A 26445-nucleotide genomic window follows, 5' to 3' on the forward strand; every position below is an offset into this window, starting at 1 on the left:
GCGCGAACACGTCAAGGCTCAACGGCCGCCTGCGGGCGGCCGTTTTTTCTTGTCGCTTTTTCGGCGCAGCGTCAGTTCTGCTTCCAGGGCAGGCCGCGCAGGCGCCAGCCGCCGCGCTGGCCGCGATGCCCTTGCGCGTCGGCATCGCCCTCGAAGCCTTCGAGGATGTTGTAGGCCTGCACGCCCAGCTCGGTGGCGCGGCGCGCGGCGGCGATGGAGCGCACGCCGCTGCGGCACAGCAGCATCACCTTGCCGCCCGGCGGCACGGCCGCGCGCAGGCCCTCGTCAAAGCCCGGGTTGATCGCCATCCCTGGCCATTGCTTCCAGGCCAGCGGCACGGCGCCGGGCACGAAGCCCACCCACTCGCGCTCGGCGTCGGTGCGCACGTCAACCAGCACGGCCTGCCCGCCGGCCAGCCACTGGCCGGCCAGTTCGGGGCTGATGTCGCCCGCGTAGCCTTCGGCCGCCTGGGGCGCCGTCAGCGCCTTTCGCTCCTCACCCATGGGAAATGCCTTTCATGAAACTGACTGCGCTGAAGTATTGCAGTGCATCAAGTGCCCTGCGCTGCACGGGATTTTTCACCATCGGGTGAAAACCCTCTTGGTCTGATCGGGCATCGCGTCAACAGTCAGGCCCGCTGGAAGCCTTTGATTTCCGGTTCTAACGAATGGAGACAAAACTGATGACAGACAGCAAGACGACGACCCGCCGCCGCAGCCTGCTCAAGGGCGCGGCCGTGGCCGCAGGTGCCCTTTCGGCGCCGATGGTCAGTCAGGCACAGACCACCACCTGGCGTTTCCAGAGCACCTGGCCGGCCAAGGACATCTTCCACGAGTTCGCGCAGGACTACGCCAAGAAGGTCAACGACATGGCCGGCAACCGGCTCAAGATCGAGGTGCTGCCCGCAGGCGCGGTGGTGCCGGCCTTTCAGCTGCTCGATGCGGTGGCCAAGGGCACGCTCGACGGCGGCCATGGCGTGATCGCCTACTGGTACGGCAAGAACCAGGCGGTGGCGCTGTGGGGCTCGGGCCCGGCCTTCGGCATGGACGCCAACATGGTGCTGGCCTGGCACAACTACGGCGGCGGCAAGGAGCTGCTGGACGAGATCTACAAGAGCCTGAACATGGATGTGGTGTCCAAGCTCTACGGCCCCATGCCCACGCAGCCGCTGGGCTGGTTCAAGAAGCCAGTTGCCAAGGTGGAAGACCTCAAGGGCCTGAAGTTCCGTACCGTGGGCCTGGCGGTGGACGTGTTCACCGAGATGGGCGTGGCCGTGAACCCGCTGCCCGGCGGCGAGATCGTGCCGGCGCTGGACCGCGGCCTGCTCGATGCGGCCGAGTTCAACAACGCTTCGAGCGACCGCGTGCTGGGCTTTCCCGACGTGGCCAAGAACTGCATGCTGCAGAGCTTTCACCAGTGCAGCGAGCAGTTCGAGGTGCTGTTCAACAAGACCAAGTACGACGCGCTGCCGGCCGAGCTCAAGTCCATCATCGACTACGCGACCCAGGCCGCCAGCGCCGACATGAGCTGGAAGGCCGCGGACCGCTATGCCAAGGACTATGCCGAGATGCAGTCCAAGCAGGGCGTGAAGTTCTACAAGACGCCCGACGCCATCCTGCGCGCGCAGTTGGCGGCCTGGGACAAGGTGACCACGAAGAAGGCGGGCGAGAACCCGATGTTCAAGAAGGTGATGGATTCGATGCGCGCCTTCGCGCAGCGCAGCGGCCGCTGGAAGAACGACACCGACATCGACTTCAAGATGGCCTGGAACCACTACTTCTCTCAGAAAAAGAGCTGATGCGTCTGGCCACGAACGGGCGGCGTGCTGCCGCCCGTTTTGTGCGTGTCCTTGTCTTCCCTTTCTCCTTCCCTCCGTCGCGCGCGCTGCGCGACTGACCGGATCGCCACATGCAGAAACTCTTGCTCGGGGTCGACGCCATCTCGACCTTCATCGGAAAAGTCGCGGCCTGGGCCGTGGTCGGCCTCACGGTGCTCATCAGCTGGGAGGTGTTTTCGCGCTACGCGCTGAACAACCCGCATGCCTGGGTGCTGGACGCGCAGATCATGCTCTACGGCACGCTGTTCATGCTGGCCGGGGCCTACACGCTGGCCAAGAACGGCCATGTGCGCGGCGACGTGCTCTACGGCTTCTTCAGCCCGCGCGCGCAGGCCGGCGTGGACTTCACGCTCTACCTGCTGTTCTTTTTGCCGGGCGTGGTCGCCATGACCTGGGCCGGCTGGACCTACGCACAGGAGTCGCTGGCCATCCGCGAGCAGACCTTCTCGGCCACCCCGCTGCCGCTGTACCCCTTCAAGTTCGTGATCCCGCTGGCGGGCGCCGTGCTGCTGCTGCAGGGCCTGGCCGAGATCGCGCGCTGCGTGATCTGCCTCAAAACCGGCGCCTGGCCGCTGCGCGGCGACGACGTGCAGGAGGTGGACGTGGACAAGCTCAAGGAGATGGTCCACGTCAAGGACAGCGACATCGAGGCGCTGGACCGCGAACTGGCCCGCCAGCAGGCAGGCGCCGCGCCGCAAGGGAGGGCCTGAGCCATGCGCAAGGAACTCTGGTTCGGCTTTTCCATCATGGGCCTGGTGGTCCTGGCCGCCATCTGGCTGCTGCTGGGGGTGGAGACCATCACCAACGGCCACCTGGGCCTGCTGATGCTGTCGCTGGTGGTCATCGCGATCATGCTTGGCTTTCCCACGGCCTTCACGCTGATGGGCATGGGCATGATCTTCACCTGGCTGGCCTATGACCGGAACATCCAGCACACGCTGGACCTGATGGTGCAGGCGGCCTACAAGAGCATGGCCAACGACGTGCTGATCGCGGTGCCGCTGTTCGTGTTCATGGGCTACCTGGTCGAGCGCGCCAACCTGATCGAGCGCCTGTTCAAGAGCATGCACCTGGCCATGGCGCGGGTGCCGGGCTCGCTGGCCGTGGCCACGCTGGTCACCTGCACCATCTTCGCCACGGCCACCGGCATCGTGGGCGCGGTGGTCACGCTGATGGGCCTGCTGGCGCTGCCGGCCATGCTGCGCGCGGGCTACGCGACGCCCATGGCGGCCGGCGCCATCACCGCGGGCGGCTGCCTGGGCATCCTGATCCCGCCTTCGGTGCTGCTGATCCTGTATGGCGCCACGGCCGGCGTGTCGGTGGTGCAGCTCTATGCGGGCGCCTTCTTCCCCGGGCTGATGCTGGCCGGCCTGTACGTGGGCTACGTGATCCTCATGGCCAAGCTCAAGCCGCACTGGGCGCCGCCGCTGGCCGCGGCCGACCGCGAAGTGGTGCTGCCCGCGCTGACCCAGGCCCTGCCGGCCGACAACGCGCAATATGCGCCGCGCCGGCTGCTCGACGCGCTCAAGGGCCGGCGCAACGCCGACGTGCCCACCGGCTACGTGCTGCGCCAGCTGGCCCTGGTGCTGCTGCCGGGTCTGATCTTCGCGCTGCTGGCCATCGGGAGCTGGCGCGCCGTGACCACGGTGGAGGCCGCGGCCGAATCCGGCCTGCAGCCCATCGGCTTCTCGGACAGCGGTGCGGCCAGCGGCAGCTCGGGCACCGGGCTGCAGGAGCCGCCTTCGAGCGGCACCGGGCTGCAGGAGCCCCCCGCGGAAGGCACCGGACTGCAGGAGCCGCCAGTCGAAGGCTCGGGCCTGCACGAACCTCCGGGCGCATCCTCGGCCCTGCAGGAGCCCCCTGGCGCCGCGGCGCCAGGCGCCTCTTCAGCCCCGCCAGCCGCCTCCGCCGAGGCCCCGGCGAGCGCCACCACCCAGCCGGCTGGCGACGGCGCCGCGCGGACCCAGCCCGCGCCCACCTGGTGGTGGGTCTGCTTCGCGCTGCTGGGCGCGGTCACGGCGCTGTTCTATCTGTTCCTGAGCTTCGCCCGGCTCGAGATCTTCAAGATGCTGCTGGGCTCCTTCTTCCCGCTGGTCGTGCTGATCCTGGCGGTGCTGGGCTCCATCGTCTTCGGCCTGGCCACGCCCACCGAAGCGGCGGCCATGGGCGCGCTGGGCGGCTTCGTGCTGGCGGCGGCCTACCGGCGCCTGACCCTGTCGGTGGTCAAGGAATCGGTCTACCTCACGGCCAAGACCGCGGCCATGGTGTGCTGGCTCTTCGTGGGCTCGGCCATCTTCTCGGCCGCCTTCGCGCTGCTGGGCGGGCAGGAGCTGATCGAGAAGTGGGTGCTGTCGATGAACCTGACGGCCTTCCAGTTCATGGTGCTGTCGCAGGTCGTGATCTTCCTGCTCGGCTGGCCGCTGGAATGGACCGAGATCATCGTGATCTTCATGCCCATCTTCATCCCGCTGCTGGACCACTTCGGCGTGGACCCGCTGTTCTTCGGGCTGCTGGTGGCGCTGAACCTGCAGACCGCCTTCCTCTCCCCGCCGGTGGCCATGTCGGCCTTCTACCTCAAGGGCGTGGCCCCGCCCCATGTCACGCTCAACCAGATCTTCGCGGGCATGCTTCCCTTCATGGGCATCCAGATCCTGGCCATCGTGCTGCTGTACACCTGGCCGCAGATCGGGCTGTGGCTGCCGCAGCTGCTCTACAAGTGAGGGCCGCGCGCACGCTCACGCGGCCGTGAGCGTGCGCAGCAGCAGTTGCCCCAGTTCCGCGCGCCGCGCCAGGCTCAGGCGCGACTTGCTGGAGGCGATGGAGACGGCCGCGAAGGCGCTGCCCTGGTGCGGGATCACGGCGCCCACGCCGGCCACGTTGGAGGTCACGGTGTCGGCCATCTCGCAGTAGCCCAGCCGGCGGGTCTTGGCCACGTTGCGGGCCATGGCCTCGCGCCCCAGCCCCGCCGCCTGGAAGGCCGGCGCATGGCGCAGGTAGATGCGCTCGATCTCCTCGTCCGAGACCGTCGCCAGCATGGCCATGCCGCCCACGCCGATGCCGATGGGCCGGATGTCGCCCACGTTGGTGCTGAAGATGCGCGAGGGCGCCCTGCCGTCCAGCCGCAGCAGGCAGACCGTGTAGTCGCCCTGGCGCGCCAGCAGGAACACCGTGTCTTCGGAGATGCGCGCCAGCCGCTGCACGATGGCCTGGTAGTTGGCCACCAGCGGCGCGCGCTTGAGCGACGCGAAGCCCAGACGCATGGCCTCCAGCCCCAGCCGGTAGCGGCGCGTGCGCTCGTCGCGCTCGGCGAAGTGCTCCTCGGCCAGCACGGCCATCATGCGGTGGGCCGTGGAGCGCTCCAGCCCGGCCATCGCCACCACGTCGCTCACGCCCAGCCCGGTCTCGTGGTGCTCGGCCAGCAGGCGCAAAACGGCCAGCGAACGGCGCAGGCTCTGCGCCCCCGGGGTTTCCTGTAGTTTGCTCACCATATGGGATTTGTGACGCTTTCCGCTCGGCAAGCATAGTCGCAGCAGACACCATGCGCGGCATCGAGAACGCCCTTGAAACCTTGCCTGGAACGCATGATGCAAGCCCAACAACAGATAGAGATCGAGCAGCTGGGTGCGGTGCGCCGCATCTGGCTCAACCGGCCCGATCGCCGCAATGCCCAGAGCCAGCAGATGCTGGACCAGCTGGACGCAGCCTTTGCCGAGGCCCGGGACGACGCCAACACCCGCGTGGTGGTGCTGGCCGGGCGCGGCCCGCACTTCTCGGCCGGGCACGACCTGAAGCAGGCCCAGGCCGAGCGCGCCGAGTTCACGGTGGAGCAGCGCTGGGCCTATGAAAGCCGGCACTACTACGACTACTGCCTGCGCATCTGGGACTTTCCCAAGCCCACCATCTGCCAGGTGCAGGGCGCCTGCGTGGCCGCGGGCTTCATGCTGGCCAACATGTGCGACCTGCTGGTGGCCGCCGAAGACGCGCAGTTCAGCGACCCGGTGACCCACACCATGGGCGCGGCCGCCACCGAGGTGCTGATCCACCCCTGGGTGCTGGGCCTGCGCGATGCCAAGGAGCTGCTGTTCACGGGCGAGCGCTTCGACGCCCGGCGCGCCCGGGAGATCGGCATGGTCAACCGCGTGGTGCCCACCGAACGGCTGGACGAGGAGACGCTGGCACTGGCCCAGCGCATTGCCCAGGCGCCGCCTTTTGCGCTGCAGATCCTCAAGAAGTCGCTCAATCGTTCGGTGGACGTGCGCGGCATGCGCGAGGCCCTGTCGGCGCACTTCGACCTGCACCAGCTCAGCCATGTGAGCGAGGAGTACCGGCAGACCAAGGAAGCCGGCCTGGCTTCGGCGATCCAGAAAGGAGCCGCGCGTGGCGCATCGTCTTGACCCCCTGCTGGCCCCGCGCTCCATCGCGCTGGTGGGCGCGAGCAATCAGGCCGGCCGCATCGGCGGCATGCCGCTGGACCTGCTGCGCCACTTCGAGTTCGCGGGCGCGGTCTACCCCGTCAACCCCAAGTACGAAGAGGTGTTCGGCTGGCGCTGCTACGCCGACATCGAGTCGCTGCCCGAGGCGCCCGACCTGGCCGTGCTGGCCATTGGCGCCGAAGAGGTCACGCCCATGCTCGAGCGCTGCCACGCCAGGGGCATCCGCGCGGCCATCGTCTATGCGGCCGGCTTTGCCGAAGCGGGCGCGGCCGGCGCTGCGCTGCAGGCGCGCCTGGAAGCCTTTGCCGCGCAAAGCGGCATGGTGATCGCCGGCCCCAACTGCATGGGCTTCGCCAACCTCAACATCCGCGCCTTCACGGCCTTTGCGGCCATCTTCAAGACCGTGGCGCCGCAGCAGGAACCCGGGCGCGTGAGCATCGTCACGCAAAGCGGCAACGTCTGCTCGGCCCTGTTCGGCCTCACGCGCCAGCAGGGCGTGCCGGTGAGCCACTTCATCAACACCGGCAACGAGGCCGTGGTCGACTTCTCGCAGTACCTGGCCTTTCTGGCGCAGGACAGCGGCACCGACTGCGTGCTGGGCTATGTGGAAGAGCTGCGCAACGGCCCGCTGTTCATCGACACCGCGCTGCGCCTGGCCGCCGCGCGCAAGCCGCTGGTGCTGTACAAGGCCGGCGAAACCGAGCGCGGCGCCGCGGCCGTGCAGTCCCACACCTCGGCGCTGGCCGGCGACATGGCGCTGTACCGCGCGGGCTTCTCCCAGCTCAACGTGATCCAGGCGCAGGATTTCTCGCAGATGGCCGACCTGGCCATGCTCAGCGGCTTCAGGCAACGCCAGGGCGGGCTGCGCGCGGCGGTCATCACCATGTCGGGCGCGCTGGGCGCCATCCTGGCCGACAAGCTGATCGGCGCCGGCATGGACCTGCCCGTGCTGCCCGAGGCACTGCAACAGCTGCTGCGCGACGGCATTCCCGACTACGGCATGGTCAGCAACCCCGTGGACGTGACCGGCAACATCGTCAACAACCCGGACTTCGTGCGCACCGTGTTCGAAGCCCTGGCCACCACCGATGCGGTGGACGTGGTGGTGGTCAACGCGCCCGGCTACCTGCTGGACCGCATGGCCGACGCGCTGGCCGACGTGTGCGCGCGGCACCCGCGGCTGTTCGTGGCCATCGACACCGGCGCCGCACAGTCGCGCCAGAAGCTGGCCGCGGCCGGCGTGCCGGTGTTCGGCGATCTCGGCCGGGCCGTGCAGGCGCTGGCGCCCTGGTGCCGCTGGCTCGCGCAGGCGCCGGCCACCGCGCGCTGGGCCGCGCTGCGCGAAGCTTCCGGTGCCGTGGGCGGCCAGGCGCTGCCCGCGTCGCTGAACGAACACCAGACCAAGCAACTGCTGGCCCGCCACGGCGTGGCGCCCGTGCCGGAGCAGGTGGCCGCCGATGCCGACGGCGCCGTGGCCGCGGCGCAGGCGCTGGGCTGGCCCGTGGTGCTCAAGATCCTGAGCGCCGACATCGCGCACAAAACCGAGGTGGGCGGCGTGCGGCTGAACATCGCCGACGCGCCCGCGCTGCGCGAAGCCTGCGCCGCCATGCGCGAGCAGGTGGCGAAGAAGGCGCCGCAGGCCCGCATCGAGGGCTTCCTGGTGCAGCCCATGGCGCGCGGCGGCGTGGCCGAGCTGATCGCCGGCATCACGCACGACCCGGTCTTCGGCCCCGCGCTGACAGTGGGCCTGGGCGGCGTGCTGACCGAGTTGTACCGCGACGCCAGCCACCGCCTGCTGCCGGTCGATGACGCGCTGGTGCAGCAGATGCTGGGCGAACTCAAGGCCTGGCCGCTGCTCGATGGCTTCAGGGGCCGGCCGCTGGGCGATGTGCAGGCCGCCTGCGCCAGCATCGCCGGCCTCTCGCGTGCCGCGCTGGCGCTGGGCCCGCAGGCCGCCCAGATCGAGATCAACCCGCTGCTGGTGCAGCCGCGCGGCGAAGGTGCGGTGGCGCTCGACGCGCTGATCGTGCCGGCTGCTGCCGCCACCAGCGCCTGACCTTTTTCGCCAACTGACAACGACGGAGACATGCCATGAAGACGACCCCCACCTCCCGCATCGGCCGGCCCTCGCTGGGCCGGCGCCTGGCCTGCGCGCTGGCAGCTGCGGCCACGCTGGCCTTCCCGCTCGCGGGCCTGGCGCAGGAAGCGGCCTATCCGAGCAAGCCCATCCGCATGGTGCTGCCCTTCCCGCCCGGCGGCGTGACCGACCTGCTGGCCCGCGCGCTGGGCGAGAAGCTGAGCCAGCGCCTGGGCCAGCCCGTGATCGTGGACAACAAGGCCGGTGCGGGCACGGTGCTGGCGTCCGACCTGGTGGCGCGCGCGCCGGCCGATGGCTACACGGTGCTGCTGGCCGCGTCCTCGCTGGGCACGGCGCCGCTGCTGTACGACAAGGTCTCCTACGACGCCGTCAAGAGCTTCGCGCCCATCACGCTGGTGGCCTCGGTGGTGCACGTGCTGGTGGTGAACCCGCAGCAGCCCTTCAGGAACGTGGCCGAGCTGGTGGCCTATGCCAAGGCCAACCCGGGCAAGCTGAACTATTCGTCCACCGGCACCGGCACCTCCACCCACCTGGAGGGCGAGCTGTTCAAGAGCATGGCCCAGACCTTCATGGTCCACATTCCGTACAAGGGCAGCGGCCCGGCCCTCACCGACCTGGTGGCCGGCCAGGTGCAGGTGATGTTCGACGCCTGGGGCTCCTCGGGCCCCTTCGTGAAGTCGGGCAAGCTGCGCGCGCTGGCCGTGACCACCGCCAGGCGCTCGCAGTCGGTGCCCGAGCTGCCCACCGTGGCCGAATCGGGCGTGCCGGGCTTCGACGCCATGCCCTGGCTGGGGCTGGTGGCACCGGCCGGCACGCCGCAGCCGGTCGTGGACCGCCTGCACCGCGAGGTGGTCGAGATCCTCAAGGAGCCCGAGATGCGCGAACGCTTCAAGGGCTGGGGCCTGGACATCGTGGGCAACACGCCCACCGAATTCGCCAGCTTCATCCGCCGCGACATCGACCAGTGGGCCAAGGTCATCCAGGGCGCAAAGATCAAGGCCGACTGACGCACGCCGATGCAGACTGCACTGAACGAAGAACAGCAGCTGATCCAGGCCAGTGCCCTGGACTGGCTGCGCGAACGCTACGACCTGCGCCAGCGCGAGGCCGGCCTGCACCGCGATGGCGGCAACGCCCAGGCCTGGCAGGCCTTCGCCGACATGGGCTGGCTGGGCCTGCCGCTGCCGCAGGACTGCGGCGGCCTCGAAGCCGGGCTGCTCGAATGCGGCCTGCTCGCGCAGGCGCTGGGCCGCCACCTCGTGGTCGAACCCTGGCTGGGCTGCGTGATGCAGGCCGCCCGGCTGCTGGCCCGGGCCGGCGATGCCGCGCAGCACGCGCGCTGGCTGCCCGGCGTGGTCGACGGCAGCCACCGGCTGGCGCTGGCGCACCGCGAGCGTGGCGAACAGCGGCAGACCCGCCTGCTGGCCGATGGCGACGGCGGCTGGCGCCTGCACGGCGCCAAGCTGGCCGTGGCGGGCGCGGCCGGGGCCGTGCGCTGGATCGTCCCGGCGGTGGATGCGCAGGGCGCCACGCGCCTGTGCCTGGTCGATCCGCAGGCGAGCGGCGTGCATTGCGACGCCTATGACAGCACCGACGGCGGCCGCGCGGCCGACCTGCGCTTCGAAGGCGTGGCCGTGGCCGCGGCCGACCTGCTGGATGCGGCCGAGGCCGGTGCCACGCTGCAGCGCAGCCTGGCCGAAGCGCAGCTCATGGCCCTCTGGCAGGGCACCGGCACCATGCAGGCCGCGCTGGCGCAGACCGTGGCCCACGTGCAGCAGCGCCGCCAGTTCGGCCAGCCGCTCGCGCAGTTCCAGTCGGTGCAGCATCGGCTGGCCGAAATGGCCGTGCAGTGCGCCGAAGCCCAGGCGGCCTGCGAACTGGCCACGCTGCGGCTGGCGGCCGACGGCGGCAGCGCCGACGCCGCCTGGTGCGCAGCGCACATGGCCGGCAGCAAGGTGCTGCGCGCTGCGCGCGAGGTGGCGCAGGGCACGGTGCAACTGCACGGCGCCATGGGCGTGTGCGAGGAGCTGGCCATCGCGCCGGGCTTCAGAACCCTGCTGGCCCTGGAGGCCGAGCTGGGCGGCACCGCCGCGCAGGGCACGGCGCTGGGCCGCCTGCTGCTGGCCGACGGCGGCTTCGCCACCAGCGCCACCCTGGGCCACCCCGAAGAGACACTGGCATGAACCTGGACCTTGACGCGCGCGACCGCGCCTTCCGCGCCGAAGTGCGCGCCTTTCTGGCCGAGCAGTTGAGCGACGAGATGCGCGCCGGCCAGCGCGCCACCACCGGCCTGTACCCCGAGCCCGAAGTCAGCGGCCCGTGGCAGCAGGCGCTGCAACAGCGCGGCTGGCTGGTGCCGCTGTGGCCCAGGGAATGGGGCGGCACCGGCTGGACGGCGCTGCAGCGCTTCATCTTCGAAACCGAATGCGCGCTGGCCGGCGCGCCGCTGGTGCACCCCATGGGCACGCGGCTGGTCGGCCCGGTGCTGCTGCGCTACGGCACGCCGGCGCAGAAGGACTTCTACCTGCCGCGCATCCTCTCGGGCCAGGACTACTGGTGCCAGGGCTTCTCGGAGCCCAACGCGGGCTCCGACCTGGCCTCGCTGCAACTGCGGGCACGCGCCGATGGCGATGACTACGTGCTCGACGGCACCAAGATCTGGACCACGCACGCGCACCATGCCAACCGCATGTTCGCGCTGGTGCGCACGCGCAGCGAAGGCAAACCGCAGGCCGGCATCAGCTTCCTGCTGGTCGACATGAAGCTGCCCGGCATCACGGTGCGGCCCATCGCCACCATCGGTGGCGACCACGACCTCAACGAAGTGCACTTCGACGGCGTGCGCGTGCCGCAGTCCGAGCGCGTGGGCGAGGAGAACGCAGGCTGGGAATGCGCCAAGTACCTGCTGGAGTTCGAACGCGGCGCCGGCATCTTCAGCCCGCGCCTGCGCGCGCAGCTCAAGCGCGTGGCCGCTGCGCTGCCGCCTGAACCGGGCGATGCGCTGGTGCAGCGCCTGGGCGAAGTGGCGGCCGACGTGGACGCCTTCGAATGGCTGGAGCTGCGCACCTTCGGCGCCCTGGCGCCGGGCGAGCGGCCGGGGCCCATGGCTTCGGTGCTCAAGCTGCGCGCGAGCCGGCTCAAGCAGCTGATCGGCGAACTGGGCGTGCAGGCGCTGGGGCCGCGCGCGCTGCGCTGGCGCAGCGCCCCGGGCGACGACGATCTGGCCGCGCTGCTGGTGCCCGAGTACTGCAACAGCCGCGCCACCACCATCTTCGGCGGCGCCTCGGAGATCCAGCTGGGGCTGATCGCCAGGCAGCTGATGCAAGGCAGCGCCTGAGGGCCATGCCGCGCAGCCGCTCAGGCGGCGCGCGCATCCGCACTACAGTGGGCGCTGTTCCCACTGCAAGGCGGATGCGCACCCATGGCTTCATACGACTTCGACCTCTTCGTCATCGGCGGCGGCAGCGGCGGCGTGCGTGCGGCGCGCATGGCGGGCCAGGCCGGTGCGCGCGTGGCGCTGGCCGAATGCGCCGAGCTGGGCGGCACCTGCGTGAACGTGGGCTGCGTGCCCAAGAAGCTCTACAGCTATGCCGCCGGCTATGCGGCCTCCTTCGAGGAAGCCCCAGGCTACGGCTGGACGCTGCCCGAGGCGCCACGCTTCGACTGGGACACGCTCAAGCGCCAGCGCGCGCAGGAGATCCGGCGCCTGAACGGCGTTTACCGGAAGCTGCTGGACGGCGCCGGCGTGAAGACGCTGCAGGGCTGGGCGCAACTGGAAGACGGCCACACGGTGCGCGTGGGCCAGCGCAACTACAGCGCGCGGCACATCCTGGTCGCGACCGGCGGCATGCCCCACGCGCCCGACCTGCCGGGCCGCGAACTGGCCGTGGTGTCCGATGCGATGTTCGACCTGCCGCAGTTCCCCCGGCGCCTGCTGGTGATGGGCGGCGGCTACATCGGCTGCGAATTCGCGTCCGTCTTCCGCGCGCTGGGGGCCGAGGTCACGCTGGTCAACCGCGGCGCGCACATCCTCAATGGCTTCGACGACGACGTGCGCGAGGCGCTGGCGCGCGAGATGGGCCGCCACGGCATAGACCTGCGCATGACGGCCCAGGTCGAAACGCTGCGGCGCGAAGGCGACCACATCGTCGCCATGCTCTCGCGCGGCCAGCAGATTGAAGCCGACACCGTGCTGCTGGCCACCGGCCGGCGCCCCAACACGGCCGGCATGGGGCTGGAGGCTGCCGGCGTGAAGCTGGACGAACGTGGCGCCGTGGTGGTCGATGCGCGCTACCGCAGCAGCGTGGACTCGGTGCTGGCCATCGGCGACGTGAGCAGCCGCCTGGCGCTCACGCCCGTGGCGCTGGCCGAAGCCATGGTGGTGGTGGACCAGCTCTTCGGCCAGGGCAGGCGCCGCATGCGCTACGACAACGTGCCCACGGCCGTGTTCACGCACCCCAACGTGGGCGTTTGCGGCCTGACGGAAGCGGCCGCGCGCGCGAAGTTCGGCGAGCAGGGCGTGCGCATCTTCGCCACCGATTTCAAGGCGCTGCGCCACACCCTGTCGGGCCGCGAGGAGCGCACCTTCATGAAGCTGGTGGTCGACGCAAAAAGCGACCGCGTGGTGGGCCTGCACATGGTGGGCGCCGAGGCCGGCGAGATCGTGCAGGGCTTTGCCGTGGCCATGAACGCCGGTGCCACCAAGGCCCAGTTCGACAGCACCATCGGCATCCACCCGACCACGGCCGAAGAGTTCGTGACGATGCGCGAGCCGATGGCGGGCTGAGTGCCACGGCGCAGCGGCACAATGCCGCCATGCCTCATATGCCGCCCTTCGTCGCCCCGCTGCGTTTCACCGACCCCGCCGCCGCGCTGGCGCAGGTACGCAATATCTACGACAGCGGCATCCAGCACCTGCGCAACTGCATGCAGCGCTTCGTGGCCGGCGAAGACCTGCCGGGCCGCGTGCGCGCCTGCTACCCCTTCGTGCGGGTCCACACCCACACCAGCACGCGCCATGCCACGCCGGTCACGGCGGGCCTGAGCTACGGCTTCGTGGCCGGGCCGGGCCGCTACGAAACCACGCTCACGCGGCCGGACCTGTTCGCGCGCTACTACGAGCAGCAGTTCCGCCTGCTGCTGGCCAACCACCCGGTGGAGCTGGAGGTGGGCACCAGCACGCAGCCCATCCCCATTCACTTCTCCTTCGGCGAGAACGACCATGTGGAAGGCACCATGAACGCCGCCCGGCGCGCGCTGATGCGCGAGGTCTTCGACCTGCCGGACCTGGGCGCGATGGACGACGGCATCGCCAACGGCACGCACCGCACCCCGCCGGGCGAGGCCGAGCCGCTGGCCCTGTTCACGGGCGCGCGGGTCGACTACTCGCTGCAGCGCCTGCGCCACTACACCGGCACCCTGCCCTTCTGGTACCAGAACTTCGTGCTGTTCACGAACTACCAGTTCTACATCGACGAGTTCGTGCGCCTGGGCCACGAGGCCATGGCCGACGAGCACAGCGAATACATCGCCTTCGTGGAACCCGGCAACGTCATCACGCGCCGGCGTGGCCTGCGCAGCGAGGATGCGGGCGATTTCGACGCGATGCTGCACGGCCTGCAGGGCACGCCGCCGGGCCGGCTGCCGCAGATGCCGGCCTACCACCTGGTGCGCGCCGACCGCAGCGGCATCAGCATGGTCAACATCGGCGTGGGCCCGGCCAATGCCAAGACCATCACCGACCACATCGCCGTGCTGCGCCCGCATGCCTGGATGATGCTGGGCCACTGCGCGGGCCTGCGCAACACGCAGCAGCTGGGCGACTACGTGCTGGCCCACGCCTACGTGCGCGAGGACCATGTGCTGGACGAGGAACTGCCGCTGTGGGTGCCGATCCCGGCGCTGTCGGAGATTCAGCTCGCGCTGGAGGAAGCGGTGGCCGATGTGACGCAGTGCAAGGGCGCCGAACTCAAGTCGATCATGCGCACCGGCACCGTGGCCAGCACCGACAACCGCAACTGGGAGCTGCTGCCCGACAACGAGCCGCAGCGCCGCTTCAGCCAGAGCCGGGCCGTCGCGCTGGACATGGAAAGCGCCACCATCGCGGCCAATGGTTTCAGGTTCCGCGTGCCCTACGGCACCTTGCTGTGCGTCTCCGACAAGCCGCTGCATGGCGAGATCAAGCTGCCCGGCATGGCCAACCACTTCTACCGCGAGCGCGTGGAACAGCACCTGCGCATCGGCATGAAGGCCGTCGAACTGCTGCGCGGCCAGAACGCGAGCCGGCTGCACAGCCGCAAGCTGCGCAGCTTCGCCGAGGTGGCCTTCCAGTAGTGCCGTCGCGCCGCCGGCGGCGCCCGATGCGCTGCACGAGCGCCATTCGGTGATGCAGTGAACGCTTTCCCTCTGAAGAAGCGGCTTTTGCGGCGTGATGCGTCACACATCCTCCACTACACTGGGCGTGGCCGCGCTGCCCCCGGCAACTGCATCTGGCAGCGCGGCATCATCATCAAAGCAAAGAGGTAAGTCTCAGTGAACCGTCAAGAACTCGTTGAAAAGATCGCCACCGCCCACACGCTCTCCAAGGCCGAAGCCGGCCGCGTGCTGGACACCGTGACCGAAGCCATCGTGAGCGCCGTGAAGAAGGGCGACGCCGTCCAGCTCGTGGGCTTCGGCAGCTTCAAGCAAGTGGCCCGCGCCGCACGCACCGGCTTCAACCCCCAGGCTGGCGAGAAGATCAAGATCGCCGCCCAGAAGGTGCCCAAGTTCGTGCCGGGCGCTGCCTTCAAGGACGCCGTGGACCCCAAGGCCGCCAAGCGCCGCGCCGAGAAGGCCGCCGCCAAGAAGACCACGGTCACCAAGAAGGCCGCCGTGAAGGCCAAGAAGAAGTAATTGCGCTTCTTCATCGTTCGCAGCCGCGAGCGATTTCCAAAGGCCCCGAAAGGGGCCTTTTTCGTTGGCGCGCGCCCCAGGCCTTAGGCCGCACCCGCAGCCAGGATGCGCCGGATCACACTGGCCTGCGTGGCCTCGTCGTCATCGAAGCCGCCGTGCGTGGCGCTCTGGGTGTCGCGGCTTTGCGCCGCATGCAGCGCCACGTTGGCGCGTTCGGCCAGCCCGGGCGGCAGGTACTTCTGCATGCCCAGGATCGGCGTGCGCTGCCCGCCTTCGAAGGACTCCGAGACCAGGTACAGCAGCGAGCGGCCATAGCCCAGGATCGGCCGGCAGGTGCTGTCGGCGCTTTCGAGCGGGTCGGACAGATGCCACTGGTTGTACTGCCGCACCGCGCCGCTTTGGATGTGCGGCAGCAGCTTCTGTTCGAACAACTCCACCGTGGCGGCCGGCGCCATCAGGTTCACGCTGTGGAACTTCCACTTCAGGCCGGCCAGCAGATCGACCAGATGGCAATGCACGATGCCACCGGCCGAATGGCCGATCAGGTGGATGCGGTCGCGCCCCGGCTTGAAGGCCTCTGACTTCATCGCGCTGTCGTACAGCACGCGCCCACCGCCGTTGCGGGCGCCCGAAATCAAGCGCCCGTTCTCCTTCATCTCGCCCCAGATGGCAGTGCCCGGCCGCGCCAGCGTGCGCTCCAGCCGCGTGTTCCACCAGTTCTGCAGGCCGCCGCGCGTGCGCGTGTCCTCGCCATCGAACAGGTCTTTGACGATGTTGCCCAAGGTGGCCAGCAGCCCCGTTTCCCACATGAAGAAGATCGGGAAGATGTGGCGCTCGTACAGCGCGGGAATCCAGCGCGCGGCGGTCCTGGCGGCATCGGCTTCGCTGGTCAGGCCGCCATGCGCGTAGATGGCGATGTCCACCGGCGCGTCGGGCGCCAGCTTCCACTGCTCGCGCGCCCGCGCCAGGTAGATGCCCACCAGCGCCTGCACGTCGCCCTCGCTGGTGCGGAAGTCGCCCGAATCGGACAGGCGCCCGTTGTTCTCCATGTTGACGATGTAGGGCGCCAGCTCGTGGTTGCGCAGCCGCTCCTCGGTCGCCAGCTCCACCTTGCCCGCGCGCGGCATGCGCAGCGACGCGCTTTCCGCGACCTTGAGGTGCTGCGAGGTGGCCACGCCCATCTGCACCACCCAGCAGTCCATGGCGTTGGCGCCCCAGTCCTCGTAGCGCAGCAGCGCGCGGCCCTCGCTGCCCCACTCGCGGCCCCAGGAGTTCTGGATGATGAAGCCCTCGTGCGTGTAGCCCAGGATGACGAAGGCATGGCCGCCATCGCCCGGCGCCAGCTCGCGCTGCGGAATGGCCCACAGCGTGCGCGTGCCCGCGCCACCGGCCGCGGGCTGGAGGCCGAAGCCTTCGCTCCAGCCGCCGTGGCACATCGCGCTGGCATACAGCACCCCCACGTCGGCCAGCGCCACGTGCATGTCGGCCAGGGCGCGCGGGTCGATCCGGTAGTAGGCGCCCAGCGGGCGGCGCATCGCGTCGGGCCACCAGTCGTCGCGCGGGTCTTCGGGCACCTCTTTGGGCATGGGCTCGCGCGGCCACAGCGCGCGGCGGCAGACGCCGTGCTTGTGCCAGCCCTTGAGCGCACCGCGCAGGCTGGAGCCCGTGTCCTGCGTGGCGCCCGGAAACTCGTCATAGCGCCGCGCCATGGAATAGATCATGAAGGGCGAGACGGGCTCCGCCGTGCCGCCCTCGGCGCCCAGCAGCCAGTGCACCACGGTGGCCAGCGCGAAGCCCGTACAGGCGCTGCTGTTGCCCTGCTGCAGCACGGGCAGCGCGCGCTGCGGCAGCAGTTGCCCGCCGGGGCGCGTGCGCACCGGTGGCGCATAGGCGCGGTCACGGAAGTCGATGGGATCGGCCTTCACCACCGTGCGCGGGCCGGGCGCCTTTTTCTGGCCGGTGGCGCTCGCGGGTGCGGGCTTGCGCCTGGGTGCAGCCTTCTTCCCGGATGTCTTTGCCCCTGTGCGGGTGCCTGCCCTTGTCGTTGTGCTTGCCATCATCCCCTCCTCCTTTTGAGGCGCATTGTTCGCGTCCGCGCCGCCGCCAGCCATCGGCCGGAAGCGCTGGCCAATGGGCCAGCCCGGGCGTGTTCCCCTGCCACTGGTGCTGGCACAGAATCCGCTTGTGCCCAGCCACTCACTTGCAAGGTCCCGCCCATGAAAACACTGCGATCCCTGGCCCTGACTTCGCTCACCTTCTTGCTGGCGCTGCAGGCACCCGCCCACGCGCAGGCGCGCTATCCCGATCGCCCGGTCAAGGTCATCGTGGCACTGCCGGCCGGCGGCAGCGTGGACATGGTGGCGCGGCTGCTGGGGCAGAAGATGGCGGACCAGCTGGGCCAGCCCTTCGTCGTCGACAACCGGGCCGGCGCCTCGGGCCAGATCGGCGTGCCGGTGGTGGCGCGCGCCGCGCCCGACGGCTACACGCTGATGGTGTCGCCGGCCTCGTTCCTCACCACCAACAAGAGCATCTTCAAGACCCTGCCCTACGACCCGGAAGCCGACTTCGCGCCCGTGGCCAAGCTGGTGAACCAGGCGATGGTGCTGGTGGTGCGCGACAAGTCCAGGTACGGCACGGTGGCCAATGTGCTGGCCGCGGCCAAGGCTGCGCCGGGCAAGCTGACTTACGCCTCTTCGGGTGACGGCAGCCCGCAGCACCTGGCGGGCCTGATGTTCGAGAACCGCGCGGGCGTGCGCATGCTGCATGTGCCCTACAAGGGCGGCGCACCGGCAATCACCGACCTCATGGCCGGCACGGTGGACATGGTGTTCGCGCCCATCCCCGAAGCGCTGCCGCACATCAAGGCCGGCAAGCTGCACCCGGTGGGCGTGCTCGGCGAACAGCGCTCGGCCATCCTGCCCGAGGTGCCGACGATGAAGGAAAGCGGCATCGAGCGGCTGGTGCTCTCGGCCTGGATCGGCCTGCTGGCGCCGGCGCGCACGCCGCAGCCCGTGCTCGATCAGTTGCAGCAGGCGGCCCGCGCGGCCCTGCAGGGCGAAGCCCGTGCGCGGCTGATCGAGTCAGGCATGGAGCCCGCACTGGACGACCCCACGCCGCTGAAGCAGACCATCTCGCAGGAGATCCGCATCCACGCGGAGCTGGTGAAGGCGGCCGGCCTGGTGCCGCAGTAGCGGCAGCCGCGGGCTCGCGGCGGATCGGGCTCAGGCCTCGAATGCGTCCGTGTCAAAGGCTTGCGCAAAGGCTGCGCAAAAGCCCGGCGCGCCCACCACGCTGAAGGTGAAGCTGCGCCGGCCTGCGAGGGTGTCGTCGGTCTCCAGGTGCGCGTCCCATTCGCCGCCCTCTTCGACCGGCCCGCGCGCACTGCCGAAGTGGCGCTGCGCCCAGGCCAGCACGGCATCGATCTCGGCCTGCACCGCGGCCGCGCGCGCCAGGGGCACGTCGGCCATGGCCTCGAACAGGCCGATGCCGTCGTCGCCCTCGCTGGCTTCGAAGAGCAGGTAGTCCAGCCTCATGCCTTGCCGCCCTTGGGTTGGGCGGCAGCGGCAGCAGTTGCAGCAGCAGCGGCGCGCAGCTTGTCCTTCTTGCTGGGCCGCTTGCCCTTGATGCCGCCACCCGGCGCGGGGGCGTCGGCGGGCGCGGCCTGCACGGGCTCGAAGCCGGCGATCCGCTCACGCGGCACGCGCAGGCCCTGGCGCTTCTCGATCAGGCGGAAATGGCCTTCGGCCGCGGCGCTCACGAAGCTCAGCGCCACACCGGCGCTGCCGGCGCGGCCCGTGCGGCCGATGCGGTGCACATGGTCGGTGGCCGATCGCGCGAGGTCGTGGTTGACCACCACCGGCAGTTGCGCGATGTCGATGCCGCGGGCCGCCAGGTCGGTGGCCACCAGCACCTGCAGGCGGCCGGCCTTGAAGTCGGCCAGCACCTGCGTGCGCTTGCCCTGGCCCAGCACGCCGTGCAGCGGCTCGGCCGCCAGGCCGGCCTTGCGCAGCTTGTCGGCCACGGTTTCGCAGGCATGCTTGGTGGCCACGAAGACCAGCACCTGGCGCCAGCCTTCCTGCGCGATCAGGTGGCGCAGCAGGCCGGTGCGGCGGCCTTCGTCCACCTCGATCGCGCGCTGGCGGATCAGCGGCAGCTCGGCCGTGGGCGCCTGGCCTTGGACGGCCACGGGGTCCTTGAGCAGCGCATCGGCCAGCTGCGCCGTGCGCGGCGCGAAGGTGGCCGAGAACAGCAGGTTCTGGCGCTGCGCGGGCAGCGCATCGAGGATCTGGTCCAGCTCGTCGGCAAAGCCCAGGTCCAGCAGCCGGTCGGCCTCGTCGAGCACGAGCAGCGCGCATTCCTGCAAGCGCAGGGCGTTGTGATCGGCCAGGTCGAGCACGCGACCCGGCGTGCCCACCACGATGTCGGCGCCGCCGCGCAGCGCCATCAGCTGCGGGTTGATGGACACGCCGCCGATGGCGCGCACCACCTTGGGCCGTTCGGGCAAGTGCACGGCCAATTGGGCGATGTGTTCGGCCACCTGCGTGGCCAGCTCGCGCGTGGGCACCAGCACCAGGCTGTGCAGCGCGCGCCGCGAGCGGTGGCGCGGCCCCTCGTGCCAGCGCTGCAGCAGCGGCAGCGCGAAGGCGGCCGTCTTGCCCGAGCCCGTCTGCGCCATGCCGCGCAGGTCGCGCCCCTGCAGGGCCACGGGAATGGCCGCGGCCTGGATGGGGGTGGGCGCGGTGTAGCCCAGGTCGGCGGCGGCGCGCTGCAGTTCGGGGCGCAGGCCCAGGGCCGCGTAGTCGGAAGATGAAGACGACGACAAGAGGTGTTCAGCCAAAGGGAAAGCCGCGATTGTCGGGCTTGGAACGCTGGCGCTGCCGCGCGCCTTTTCCTATGCTTGGGCGGCATGAAACACCTCCCGCTGAAACGCCTGCGTTCCCGTACGGCCTGTTGTTGTGCGCTCGCGCTGCTCTTCACGCTCGCGGGTGCGCCTGCAGCGGCCACGCCGCCCGTGCCCTTCATCGATGCCCATGTGCACCTGAACGACCCGCAGATGCAGCTGGCGCTGATGGACCGCTTCGGCGTGGAGCGGGCCGTGGTGTTCTGGGGCGGGCGCAGCAGCAATGAATCGGTGGCGCAGGCTGCGCGCGATCATCCCGACCGCTTCATCGCCTTCGCATCCATCTCGCCCGAACGCCGCAGCTACCAGCCGGCCTGGCGCGGCAACGGCGACGCGAACGCGCTGCTGGCCGAGCTGGACGCCCTGCTGGCCAGCGGCCAGTACCGCGGCATCGGCGAGATCAACGCCGTGCATTTCGAATCGGCCGGCTTTGCCGAAACCGACTATGCGCTGGCCTCGCCCATGATGGACGGCATCATGGCGCTGGCAAGGCGGCACCGCGTGCCGGTGATGCTGCATGTGGAGTCCACGCGCATGGCAGAGCTTTCGGCGCTGCTGGAGCGCTTTGCGGACGTGCCGGTGATCTGGGCCCATGGCGGCTACACGCCGCTGATCCTGGCGCGCCGCATGCTGGCCCAGCATCCGCAGCTCTACTACGAGCTCAGTGCCCGCACCTGGCCGCGCCATCCGCGTTCGCCCGAATTCACGCTGCTGCGCGACGGCCGGCAGCTGTGGCCCGAATGGCTCAAGCTGATCGAGGCCATGCCCGAGCGCTTCCTGGTCGGCACCGACGCCAGCCACCGCGACCCGGTCAGCGAGCAGATGAAGTTCGCCAGCGTGCAGAACTTCTTGTCGCAGCTCAGCCCCGCCGCGCAGGCCCGCGTGGGCCGCGACAACCTGCTGCGCCTGCTGGGCCTGGACAGCGGCCTTCGCTGACGCGCCCGCGCCGCACGCCTTTGCCACAATGCGGCGTGCGCAACGATCCCCTTCACGCCACCGACCCCGGCCCGGCCGCCCCCGCGGCCACGGCGCCGCTGCTGCAGGTGCGCCATCTGCACAAGCGCTATGGCGCCAGCACGGTGGTCGATGACCTGAGCTTCGAGATCGCGCCGGGCGAGTGCCTGGGCGTGATCGGGCCCAACGGCGCGGGCAAGACCACCACCATCCGCATGTGCCTGGGCCTCACCGCCCCCGACAGCGGCGAGATCAGCGCGCTGGGCGGGCTGCGCATGCCGCAGGACGCGCGCGCCATCAAGGCGCAGCTGGGCGTGGTGGCGCAGTACGACGCGCTGGACCCGGACTTCAGCTGCGCCGAGAACCTGGTGGTCTATGCGCGCTACTTCGGCTTCTCGCGCCGCGCCTTTGCGCCGCGCGTGGCGCCGCTGCTGGACTTTGCGGCGCTGGCCCACAAGGCCGATGCCCGGCCGGGCGAGCTCTCGGGCGGCATGCGCCGGCGCCTGTCGCTGGCACGCGCGCTGGTCAACGACCCGAGGCTGCTGATCCTCGACGAGCCCACCACGGGCCTGGACCCGCAGGCCCGCCACCTGATGTGGGAGCGGCTGCAGACGCTGCTGCAGCAGGGCAAGTCCATCCTGCTGACCACGCACTTCATGGACGAGGCGGAGCGCCTGTGCTCGCGCCTGCTGGTGATCGACCATGGCCGCAAGATCGCCGAAGGCAAGCCGCGCGAGCTGATCGCCCGCCACCTCGAACCCGAGGTGGTCGAGGTCTTCGGCCAGGCCGGCAGCGGCACGGGCGCCGACGCGCAGGCGCTGGCCGCTTCGGCCGCGGCGCAGCTGGCTTCACGCGTGGAAGTCAGCGGCGAAACGGTCTTCTTCTACACCCACCAGGCGCGCGCCCTGCTTGATGCGCTGGAGGCCGCGCACGGCGGCCAGGGCCTGCGCACCTTCCACCGCCCCGCCAACCTCGAGGACCTGTTCCTCAAGCTCACGGGCCGCCAGATCCGCGAAGGCGGTTGAGAAGCCATGGAAGACACCGCAGCGCCCCACCACGCGCAAGACCCCTCGATCTGGCAGCCGCCGCAGATCACGGCGCGCTGGTGGCCCGTGTTCTTGCGCAACCTGCTGGTGTGGCGCAAGCTGGCCCTGCCCAGCCTGATCGGCAACATCGCCGAGCCGCTGATCTGGCTGGTGGCTTTTGGCTACGGCATGGGCGCGCTGGTGGGCACCGTGCAGGTGGGCGACACGGCCGTGCCCTACATCCTCTTTCTGGCCAGCGGTTCCATCTGCATGAGCGCGATGAACGCCGCGAGCTTCGAGGCGCTGTATTCGGCCTTCTCGCGCATGCATGTGCAAAAGACCTGGGACGGCATCATGAACGCGCCCGTGGGCCTGGACGACGTGGTCTTCGCCGAGATGCTGTGGGCCGCCTTCAAATCGATCTTCACCGTCTCGGCCATCCTGCTGGTGATGCTGGCGCTGGGCATCAGCCACAGCCCCAAGCTCATCGCCGCCTGGTTCGTACTGGCCGGCTGCGGGGTCGTGTTTTCGAGCATCGCGCTGATCTTCAACGCGCTGGCCAAAAGCTACGACTTCTTCACCTACTACTTCACGCTGTTCATGACGCCCATGATGTTCCTCTCGGGCGTGTTCTTCCCGCTCGACCAACTGCCGCCGCTGGTACGCGCGGCCGCCGACTGGCTGCCGCTGACCAACGCCGTGGCCCTGGTGCGCCCGCTGTTCATGGACCAGTGGCCCGCCGCCCCGCTGCGCCCGGCGCTGGTGCTCGCAGCCTATGCGCTGCTGGCCTTCTGGCTGGCGCTGGGGCTCACGCGCAGGCGCTTTAGGGGTTGAGCGGCGCGGGCGCGTCGCAAGACGGCCCGCTCGGCTGAACGCGGCACAAGAACTGCCACGCCTGGCTGCAAGCCTAGGGGCTCCCGACCGGTGCGTAGTCGATGGTGTGCAGCAGCCAGGAAGTGCCGCTCCTGGAGAACTTCAGCATCTGACCGCGGTATTGCCCGGATGCCGCCACCCAAAGTGACTGAGTCGATGCCAATGGGGAGCTCAGGCCTCCTCTGTCCGATGAGATCTGGAGAGTGAACTTGCAGGCATCGAAGAGTCCCTGCGGCGTCTGCACGGCTTCGCGGCCGTGGTAGGTCAGCACGAAGTAGCCCTGGTGCGTCAGGCCCGGGATGGTGACGCCCGCAGGCATCGCAAAAGGCTTTCCGTCGATGCCCAGATAGGAGTCCGTTCGCACCACCTGTCGCTTGACGGTTGTGCCCGGCTGCATGGCGACGGGAAAGGAAATCGGAGGTTCGAAAGCCCTCATCGTGCCACCCCCGACCTCGACGGGGGCGGCGTTGCTTGACTCGACCTTCGAGATCGACTCAAGCTTTTCGCCATACAGGACGATCTGCCCATCGACCAGATCCTTGTACTCCTTGTGCGTGGAGGTGCTCGTCATCGTGTACGTCACCGACCCCAGGGTCATGGTCGATTGCTTGGTGTCGCTTCCCACATTGAACGCCACAGGGCTCGCGCTCATGAAGTTCTCGCGTGCCAGCGTTGTGCTCTCCCGCCGAAACGCGCTGCCCGTGTTGGCCGCGGCGCCTTCGGGCAACGCACGGAACGCCAGCTTTGTGCCGGCCCGGAAGTCCGCCTCGTTGACGCAAGGCGCCGAACTCTGGTCGCCGGACGGTGCGGGTGCGGGTGCGGGTGCGGGTGCGGGTGCGGGTGCGGGCGCCGGCGCCGGTGCCGCTGGCAAAAAGGGCAAACCTCCCCCGCCGCCGCCCCCACCACCACCGCATGCAGTCAGCCCTGCCGCCGCGACCACCGCGAGCCATGCGCCAGCGCGGCGGCCCGATTTCATGCTGTTCCTCTGTGCTTTCACAGTCACTTCCTCCCTTTGTTGATTGAACGGGGAAGGATAGGTGGGGCAGTGCTCAGGCGGCGCAGAGCCATTCGCCGCGATGCACCACCGTCCGCCAAAAAATGCTGCAAAGCCGCACAAATAGATACGTGCCTGCGCAACGCCCCTGGGTGCCCGCTGCGGGTGCTGCCTGCTGAGCACCGCTGACCAGAGGCTTCCTTTTGGTGCCTCCAAACGCTTGTGGATTTCGTTGCAAACCAAAGCACACAAAACCCTGTAAAGAAAACTTTTTATGGAATTGTGAACTGCTGACCAATTGTCATCAAATGCAAACGAAGTTGGATTTGGTTCAAGAACAACCGCTTGCACAAGGGCAGCCATCATGGAACTCCAGGTCGGTCAGATCCTCAATCCGCGCTACGGCATGAGCATGGTGGCGCTGTCCTTCGTGATGGCCTGCGCAGGCTCCTTCGTGGCGTTGCTGTGCGCCCGGCGCATGTTCCGCACCACGGGGCAGCTGGACTGGCCCATGGCCGTGGGCGCGGCCGTGGCGCTGGGCGGCATCGGCATCTGGTCCATGCACTTCATCGGCATGGTGGCGTACAGCCTGCCCGTGCGCGTGTCGTACGACATCGGGCTCACGCTGGTGTCGCTGGTGGCTGCGGTGCTGATCTCGGGGCTGGCGCTGTACCTGGCCGGGCGCGGCCGCAACCGCTTCAACCGCCAGGGCTGGGCCGCGGGCAGCCTGCTGGCCGGCCTGGGCGTGTGCGTGATGCACTACATGGGCATGTTTGCCATGAACATGCGTGCCACCATGGAGTTCGACACGGGACGCGTGGCCATGTCGGTGCTCATTGCCGTGACGGCGGCGGCCGCGGCGCTGTGGCTGGCCTTCCATCTGCGCAAGACCCTGCACCAGGCCGTGGCGGCCCTGGTGATGGGCCTGGCCGTGTGCAGCATGCACTACGTGGGCATGAGCGCCGCCACCATGGTCTGCACCGCTGCCGCGCCGGCCAACAGCTTCACCATCGGCGGCAGTTCCCTGGGGCTGATGGTCTTCGGCCTGGCCGGCGCCGTGCTGCTGGGCATCGGCTACCTGATGGCCGAGCGCAGCATCGCCCATGCGCGCGAAGGCACGCAGGACTCGCTGTTCGGCCGGCTGACGGCGGGGCCGACGCAGCGGCGCTGAGCCCGGAACCGACCGGCCCGCAGCGCCGGTTTACTCCGCCCGCGCCGGCCGCACGCGCGAGGCGGCTTCCTTGGCGCGCTGGCGTGCGGTGTCCACGTCGTCGGCGTGCACCAGGGCCACGCCCATGCGGCGCTTGACGAAGCTCTCGGGCTTGCCGAACAGGCGCAGGTCGCTGCCGGGCACGGCCAGGGCGTGTTGCACGCCGTCGAAGACGATGCCGTTGGCGTCCACGCCGCCATAGATCACGGCGCTGGCGCCCGGGCTCTTGAGCGTGGTGTCCACCGGCAGGCCCAGGATGGCACGCGCATGCAGCTCGAATTCGCTCTGCCACTGCGTGGCCAAGGTGACCAGGCCGGTGTCGTGCGGACGCGGGCTCACTTCGCTGAACCACACCTGCTCGCCCTTGACGAACAGCTCCACGCCGAACAGGCCCTGGCCGCCCAGGTCGCTGGTGACGCGGCGCGCGATCTCCTGCGCTTTTTCCAGCGCCACGGGGTGCATGGGGTGCGGCTGCCAGCTTTCCACATAGTCGCCGGCCACCTGCACATGGCCCACGGGTGCGCAGAAATGCGTGTGGACGCCGCCGTCCTCGCCCCGGGCGCGCACGGTCAGCAGCGTGATCTCGTAGTCGAAGTCGATAAAACCCTCGACGATCACGCGGCCGTGGCTCACGCGGCCACCGGCCATGGCGTAGTCCCAGGCTTTCTTCACGTCGTCGGGGCCGTCGATCTTGCTCTGGCCCTTGCCGGAGCTGCTCATCACGGGCTTGACGATGCACGGATAGCCGATGCCTGCATCGATGGCGGCCTGCAGTTCTTGAAGCGAATCACAGAACTTGTAGGGGCTGGTGGGCAGGCCCAGGGTCTCGGCCGCCAGGCGGCGGATGCCTTCGCGGTCCATGGTCAGGCGCGCCGCGCGCGCGGTGGGAATCACGCGCACCACGCCGGCCGCCTCCAGCTCTTCGAGCATGGGCGTGGCGATGGCCTCGATCTCGGGCACCACCAGGTCGGGCTTTAGCGTTTCGATCAAGGCCTTGAGCTGCGCCGGATCGCTCATGGTGATGGTGTGCGCATGGTGCGCCACCTGCTGGCCGGGCGCGTTCTCATAGCGGTCCACGGCGATGGTTTCCACGCCCAGGCGCTGCAGCGCGATCAGCACTTCCTTGCCGAGCTCGCCCGAGCCGAGCAGCATCACGCGGGTGGCGGAGGGGGACAGGGGCGTTCCGAGGCGGGTCATGGTGCGGCAGCGTGGATGCGGAAGTTGAACGAA

The 26445-nt window shown here is 69.6% G+C and carries 23 protein-coding genes; 16 read left to right on the forward strand and 7 right to left on the reverse strand.

What is annotated here, in order from left to right:
- Positions 1-71: 71 nt before the first annotated feature.
- Positions 72-503, reverse strand: coding sequence for a rhodanese-like domain-containing protein (locus tag PGB34_RS11195; RefSeq protein ID WP_271428152.1), 432 nt, complete (start codon positions 501-503; stop codon positions 72-74).
- A 179-nt stretch (positions 504-682) separates the two neighbouring features.
- Here PGB34_RS11195 and PGB34_RS11200 point away from each other — a divergent pair, with 179 nt between their 5' ends.
- From PGB34_RS11200 to PGB34_RS11210, 3 genes are all read left to right on the forward strand, one after another.
- Positions 683-1798 (forward strand): TRAP transporter substrate-binding protein, encoded by a 1116-nt coding sequence (locus PGB34_RS11200; protein ID WP_271428153.1) that lies wholly within the window; start codon positions 683-685, stop codon positions 1796-1798.
- A gap of 110 nt (positions 1799-1908) precedes the next feature.
- Complete coding sequence (locus PGB34_RS11205; RefSeq protein WP_271428154.1) at positions 1909-2547, forward strand: TRAP transporter small permease subunit; 639 nt, start codon at positions 1909-1911, stop codon at positions 2545-2547.
- 3 nt (positions 2548-2550) lie between these two features.
- Positions 2551-4557, forward strand: a complete 2007-nt coding sequence (locus PGB34_RS11210; protein WP_271428155.1) for a TRAP transporter large permease — start codon at positions 2551-2553, stop codon at positions 4555-4557.
- A gap of 15 nt (positions 4558-4572) precedes the next feature.
- On the opposite strand, the gene PGB34_RS11215 is transcribed toward PGB34_RS11210, so the two are convergent.
- Entirely contained in the window at positions 4573-5325 is a 753-nt protein-coding gene (locus PGB34_RS11215) for an IclR family transcriptional regulator (RefSeq protein WP_271428156.1), read from the reverse strand.
- 96 nt (positions 5326-5421) lie between these two features.
- Between PGB34_RS11215 and PGB34_RS11220 the strand changes: the two genes are divergently transcribed.
- The 8 genes from PGB34_RS11220 to PGB34_RS11255 all read left to right on the forward strand — a co-directional run bounded on the left by PGB34_RS11220 (position 5422) and on the right by PGB34_RS11255 (position 15259).
- Positions 5422-6231, forward strand: a complete 810-nt coding sequence (locus PGB34_RS11220) for an enoyl-CoA hydratase (RefSeq protein ID WP_408647865.1) — start codon at positions 5422-5424, stop codon at positions 6229-6231.
- A complete protein-coding gene (locus tag PGB34_RS11225; protein ID WP_271428158.1) occupies positions 6215-8326 on the forward strand; it encodes an acetate--CoA ligase family protein in 2112 nt (703 codons plus the stop codon). The genes PGB34_RS11220 and PGB34_RS11225 overlap by 17 nt, the downstream gene beginning before the upstream one ends.
- A gap of 35 nt (positions 8327-8361) precedes the next feature.
- A complete protein-coding gene (locus PGB34_RS11230; protein WP_271428159.1) occupies positions 8362-9375 on the forward strand; it encodes a tripartite tricarboxylate transporter substrate binding protein in 1014 nt (337 codons plus the stop codon).
- Positions 9376-9384: 9 nt separating this feature from the next.
- Positions 9385-10551 (forward strand): acyl-CoA dehydrogenase family protein, encoded by a 1167-nt coding sequence (locus tag PGB34_RS11235; RefSeq protein ID WP_271428160.1) that lies wholly within the window; start codon positions 9385-9387, stop codon positions 10549-10551.
- Entirely contained in the window at positions 10548-11705 is a 1158-nt protein-coding gene (locus PGB34_RS11240; RefSeq protein ID WP_271428161.1) for an acyl-CoA dehydrogenase family protein, read from the forward strand. The genes PGB34_RS11235 and PGB34_RS11240 overlap by 4 nt, the downstream gene beginning before the upstream one ends.
- 84 nt (positions 11706-11789) lie before the next feature.
- Complete coding sequence (gene gorA, locus PGB34_RS11245; RefSeq protein ID WP_271428162.1) at positions 11790-13154, forward strand: glutathione-disulfide reductase; 1365 nt, start codon at positions 11790-11792, stop codon at positions 13152-13154.
- A 29-nt stretch (positions 13155-13183) separates the two neighbouring features.
- Positions 13184-14701 (forward strand): AMP nucleosidase, encoded by a 1518-nt coding sequence (locus PGB34_RS11250; protein ID WP_271428163.1) that lies wholly within the window; start codon positions 13184-13186, stop codon positions 14699-14701.
- 198 nt (positions 14702-14899) lie between these two features.
- The gene (locus tag PGB34_RS11255) at positions 14900-15259 is read left to right on the forward strand and encodes an HU family DNA-binding protein (protein WP_271428164.1); all 360 of its coding nucleotides are present in this window, start codon (positions 14900-14902) and stop codon (positions 15257-15259) included.
- Positions 15260-15342: 83 nt separating this feature from the next.
- Here the strand turns inward: PGB34_RS11255 and PGB34_RS11260 are convergent, their stop codons facing one another.
- On the reverse strand, positions 15343-17184 hold the full coding sequence (locus PGB34_RS11260; RefSeq protein ID WP_271428165.1) for a C1 family peptidase: 1842 nt from the start codon (positions 17182-17184) through the stop codon (positions 15343-15345).
- Positions 17185-17475: 291 nt separating this feature from the next.
- Here PGB34_RS11260 and PGB34_RS11265 point away from each other — a divergent pair, with 291 nt between their 5' ends.
- A complete protein-coding gene (locus PGB34_RS11265) occupies positions 17476-18450 on the forward strand; it encodes a Bug family tripartite tricarboxylate transporter substrate binding protein (protein ID WP_271428166.1) in 975 nt (324 codons plus the stop codon).
- 30 nt (positions 18451-18480) lie between these two features.
- On the opposite strand, the gene PGB34_RS11270 is transcribed toward PGB34_RS11265, so the two are convergent.
- Both PGB34_RS11270 and PGB34_RS11275 read right to left on the reverse strand, forming a co-directional pair.
- A complete protein-coding gene (locus PGB34_RS11270; RefSeq protein ID WP_271428167.1) occupies positions 18481-18792 on the reverse strand; it encodes a hypothetical protein in 312 nt (103 codons plus the stop codon).
- Complete coding sequence (locus tag PGB34_RS11275; protein ID WP_271428168.1) at positions 18789-20081, reverse strand: DEAD/DEAH box helicase; 1293 nt, start codon at positions 20079-20081, stop codon at positions 18789-18791. The genes PGB34_RS11270 and PGB34_RS11275 overlap by 4 nt, the downstream gene beginning before the upstream one ends.
- A gap of 84 nt (positions 20082-20165) precedes the next feature.
- On the opposite strand from PGB34_RS11275, the gene PGB34_RS11280 reads away from it, so the two are divergent.
- The 3 genes from PGB34_RS11280 to PGB34_RS11290 all read left to right on the forward strand — a co-directional run bounded on the left by PGB34_RS11280 (position 20166) and on the right by PGB34_RS11290 (position 22972).
- Positions 20166-21095: an amidohydrolase family protein gene (locus tag PGB34_RS11280; protein ID WP_271428169.1), complete on the forward strand. Its 930-nt coding sequence runs from the start codon at positions 20166-20168 to the stop codon at positions 21093-21095.
- Between the two features lie 98 nt (positions 21096-21193).
- Positions 21194-22138 (forward strand): ATP-binding cassette domain-containing protein, encoded by a 945-nt coding sequence (locus tag PGB34_RS11285; protein WP_271428269.1) that lies wholly within the window; start codon positions 21194-21196, stop codon positions 22136-22138.
- A 6-nt stretch (positions 22139-22144) separates the two neighbouring features.
- Positions 22145-22972 (forward strand): ABC transporter permease, encoded by an 828-nt coding sequence (locus PGB34_RS11290; RefSeq protein WP_271428170.1) that lies wholly within the window; start codon positions 22145-22147, stop codon positions 22970-22972.
- A 73-nt stretch (positions 22973-23045) separates the two neighbouring features.
- Here PGB34_RS11290 and PGB34_RS11295 read toward each other — a convergent pair whose 3' ends face one another.
- Positions 23046-24371 (reverse strand): hypothetical protein, encoded by a 1326-nt coding sequence (locus PGB34_RS11295; protein WP_271428171.1) that lies wholly within the window; start codon positions 24369-24371, stop codon positions 23046-23048.
- On the opposite strand from PGB34_RS11295, the gene PGB34_RS11300 reads away from it, so the two are divergent.
- Positions 24370-25176 (forward strand): MHYT domain-containing protein, encoded by an 807-nt coding sequence (locus PGB34_RS11300; protein ID WP_271428172.1) that lies wholly within the window; start codon positions 24370-24372, stop codon positions 25174-25176. The genes PGB34_RS11295 and PGB34_RS11300 overlap by 2 nt on opposite strands.
- Positions 25177-25206: 30 nt before the next feature.
- Here PGB34_RS11300 and purT read toward each other — a convergent pair whose 3' ends face one another.
- Entirely contained in the window at positions 25207-26412 is a 1206-nt protein-coding gene (gene purT / locus PGB34_RS11305) for a formate-dependent phosphoribosylglycinamide formyltransferase (protein ID WP_271428173.1), read from the reverse strand.
- Positions 26413-26445 lie beyond the last annotated feature (33 nt).

The sequence above is a fragment of the Xenophilus arseniciresistens genome, from assembly GCF_028023875.1.
In the GTDB taxonomy this organism is placed as follows: Bacteria; Pseudomonadota; Gammaproteobacteria; order Burkholderiales; family Burkholderiaceae_C; genus Xenophilus; species Xenophilus arseniciresistens.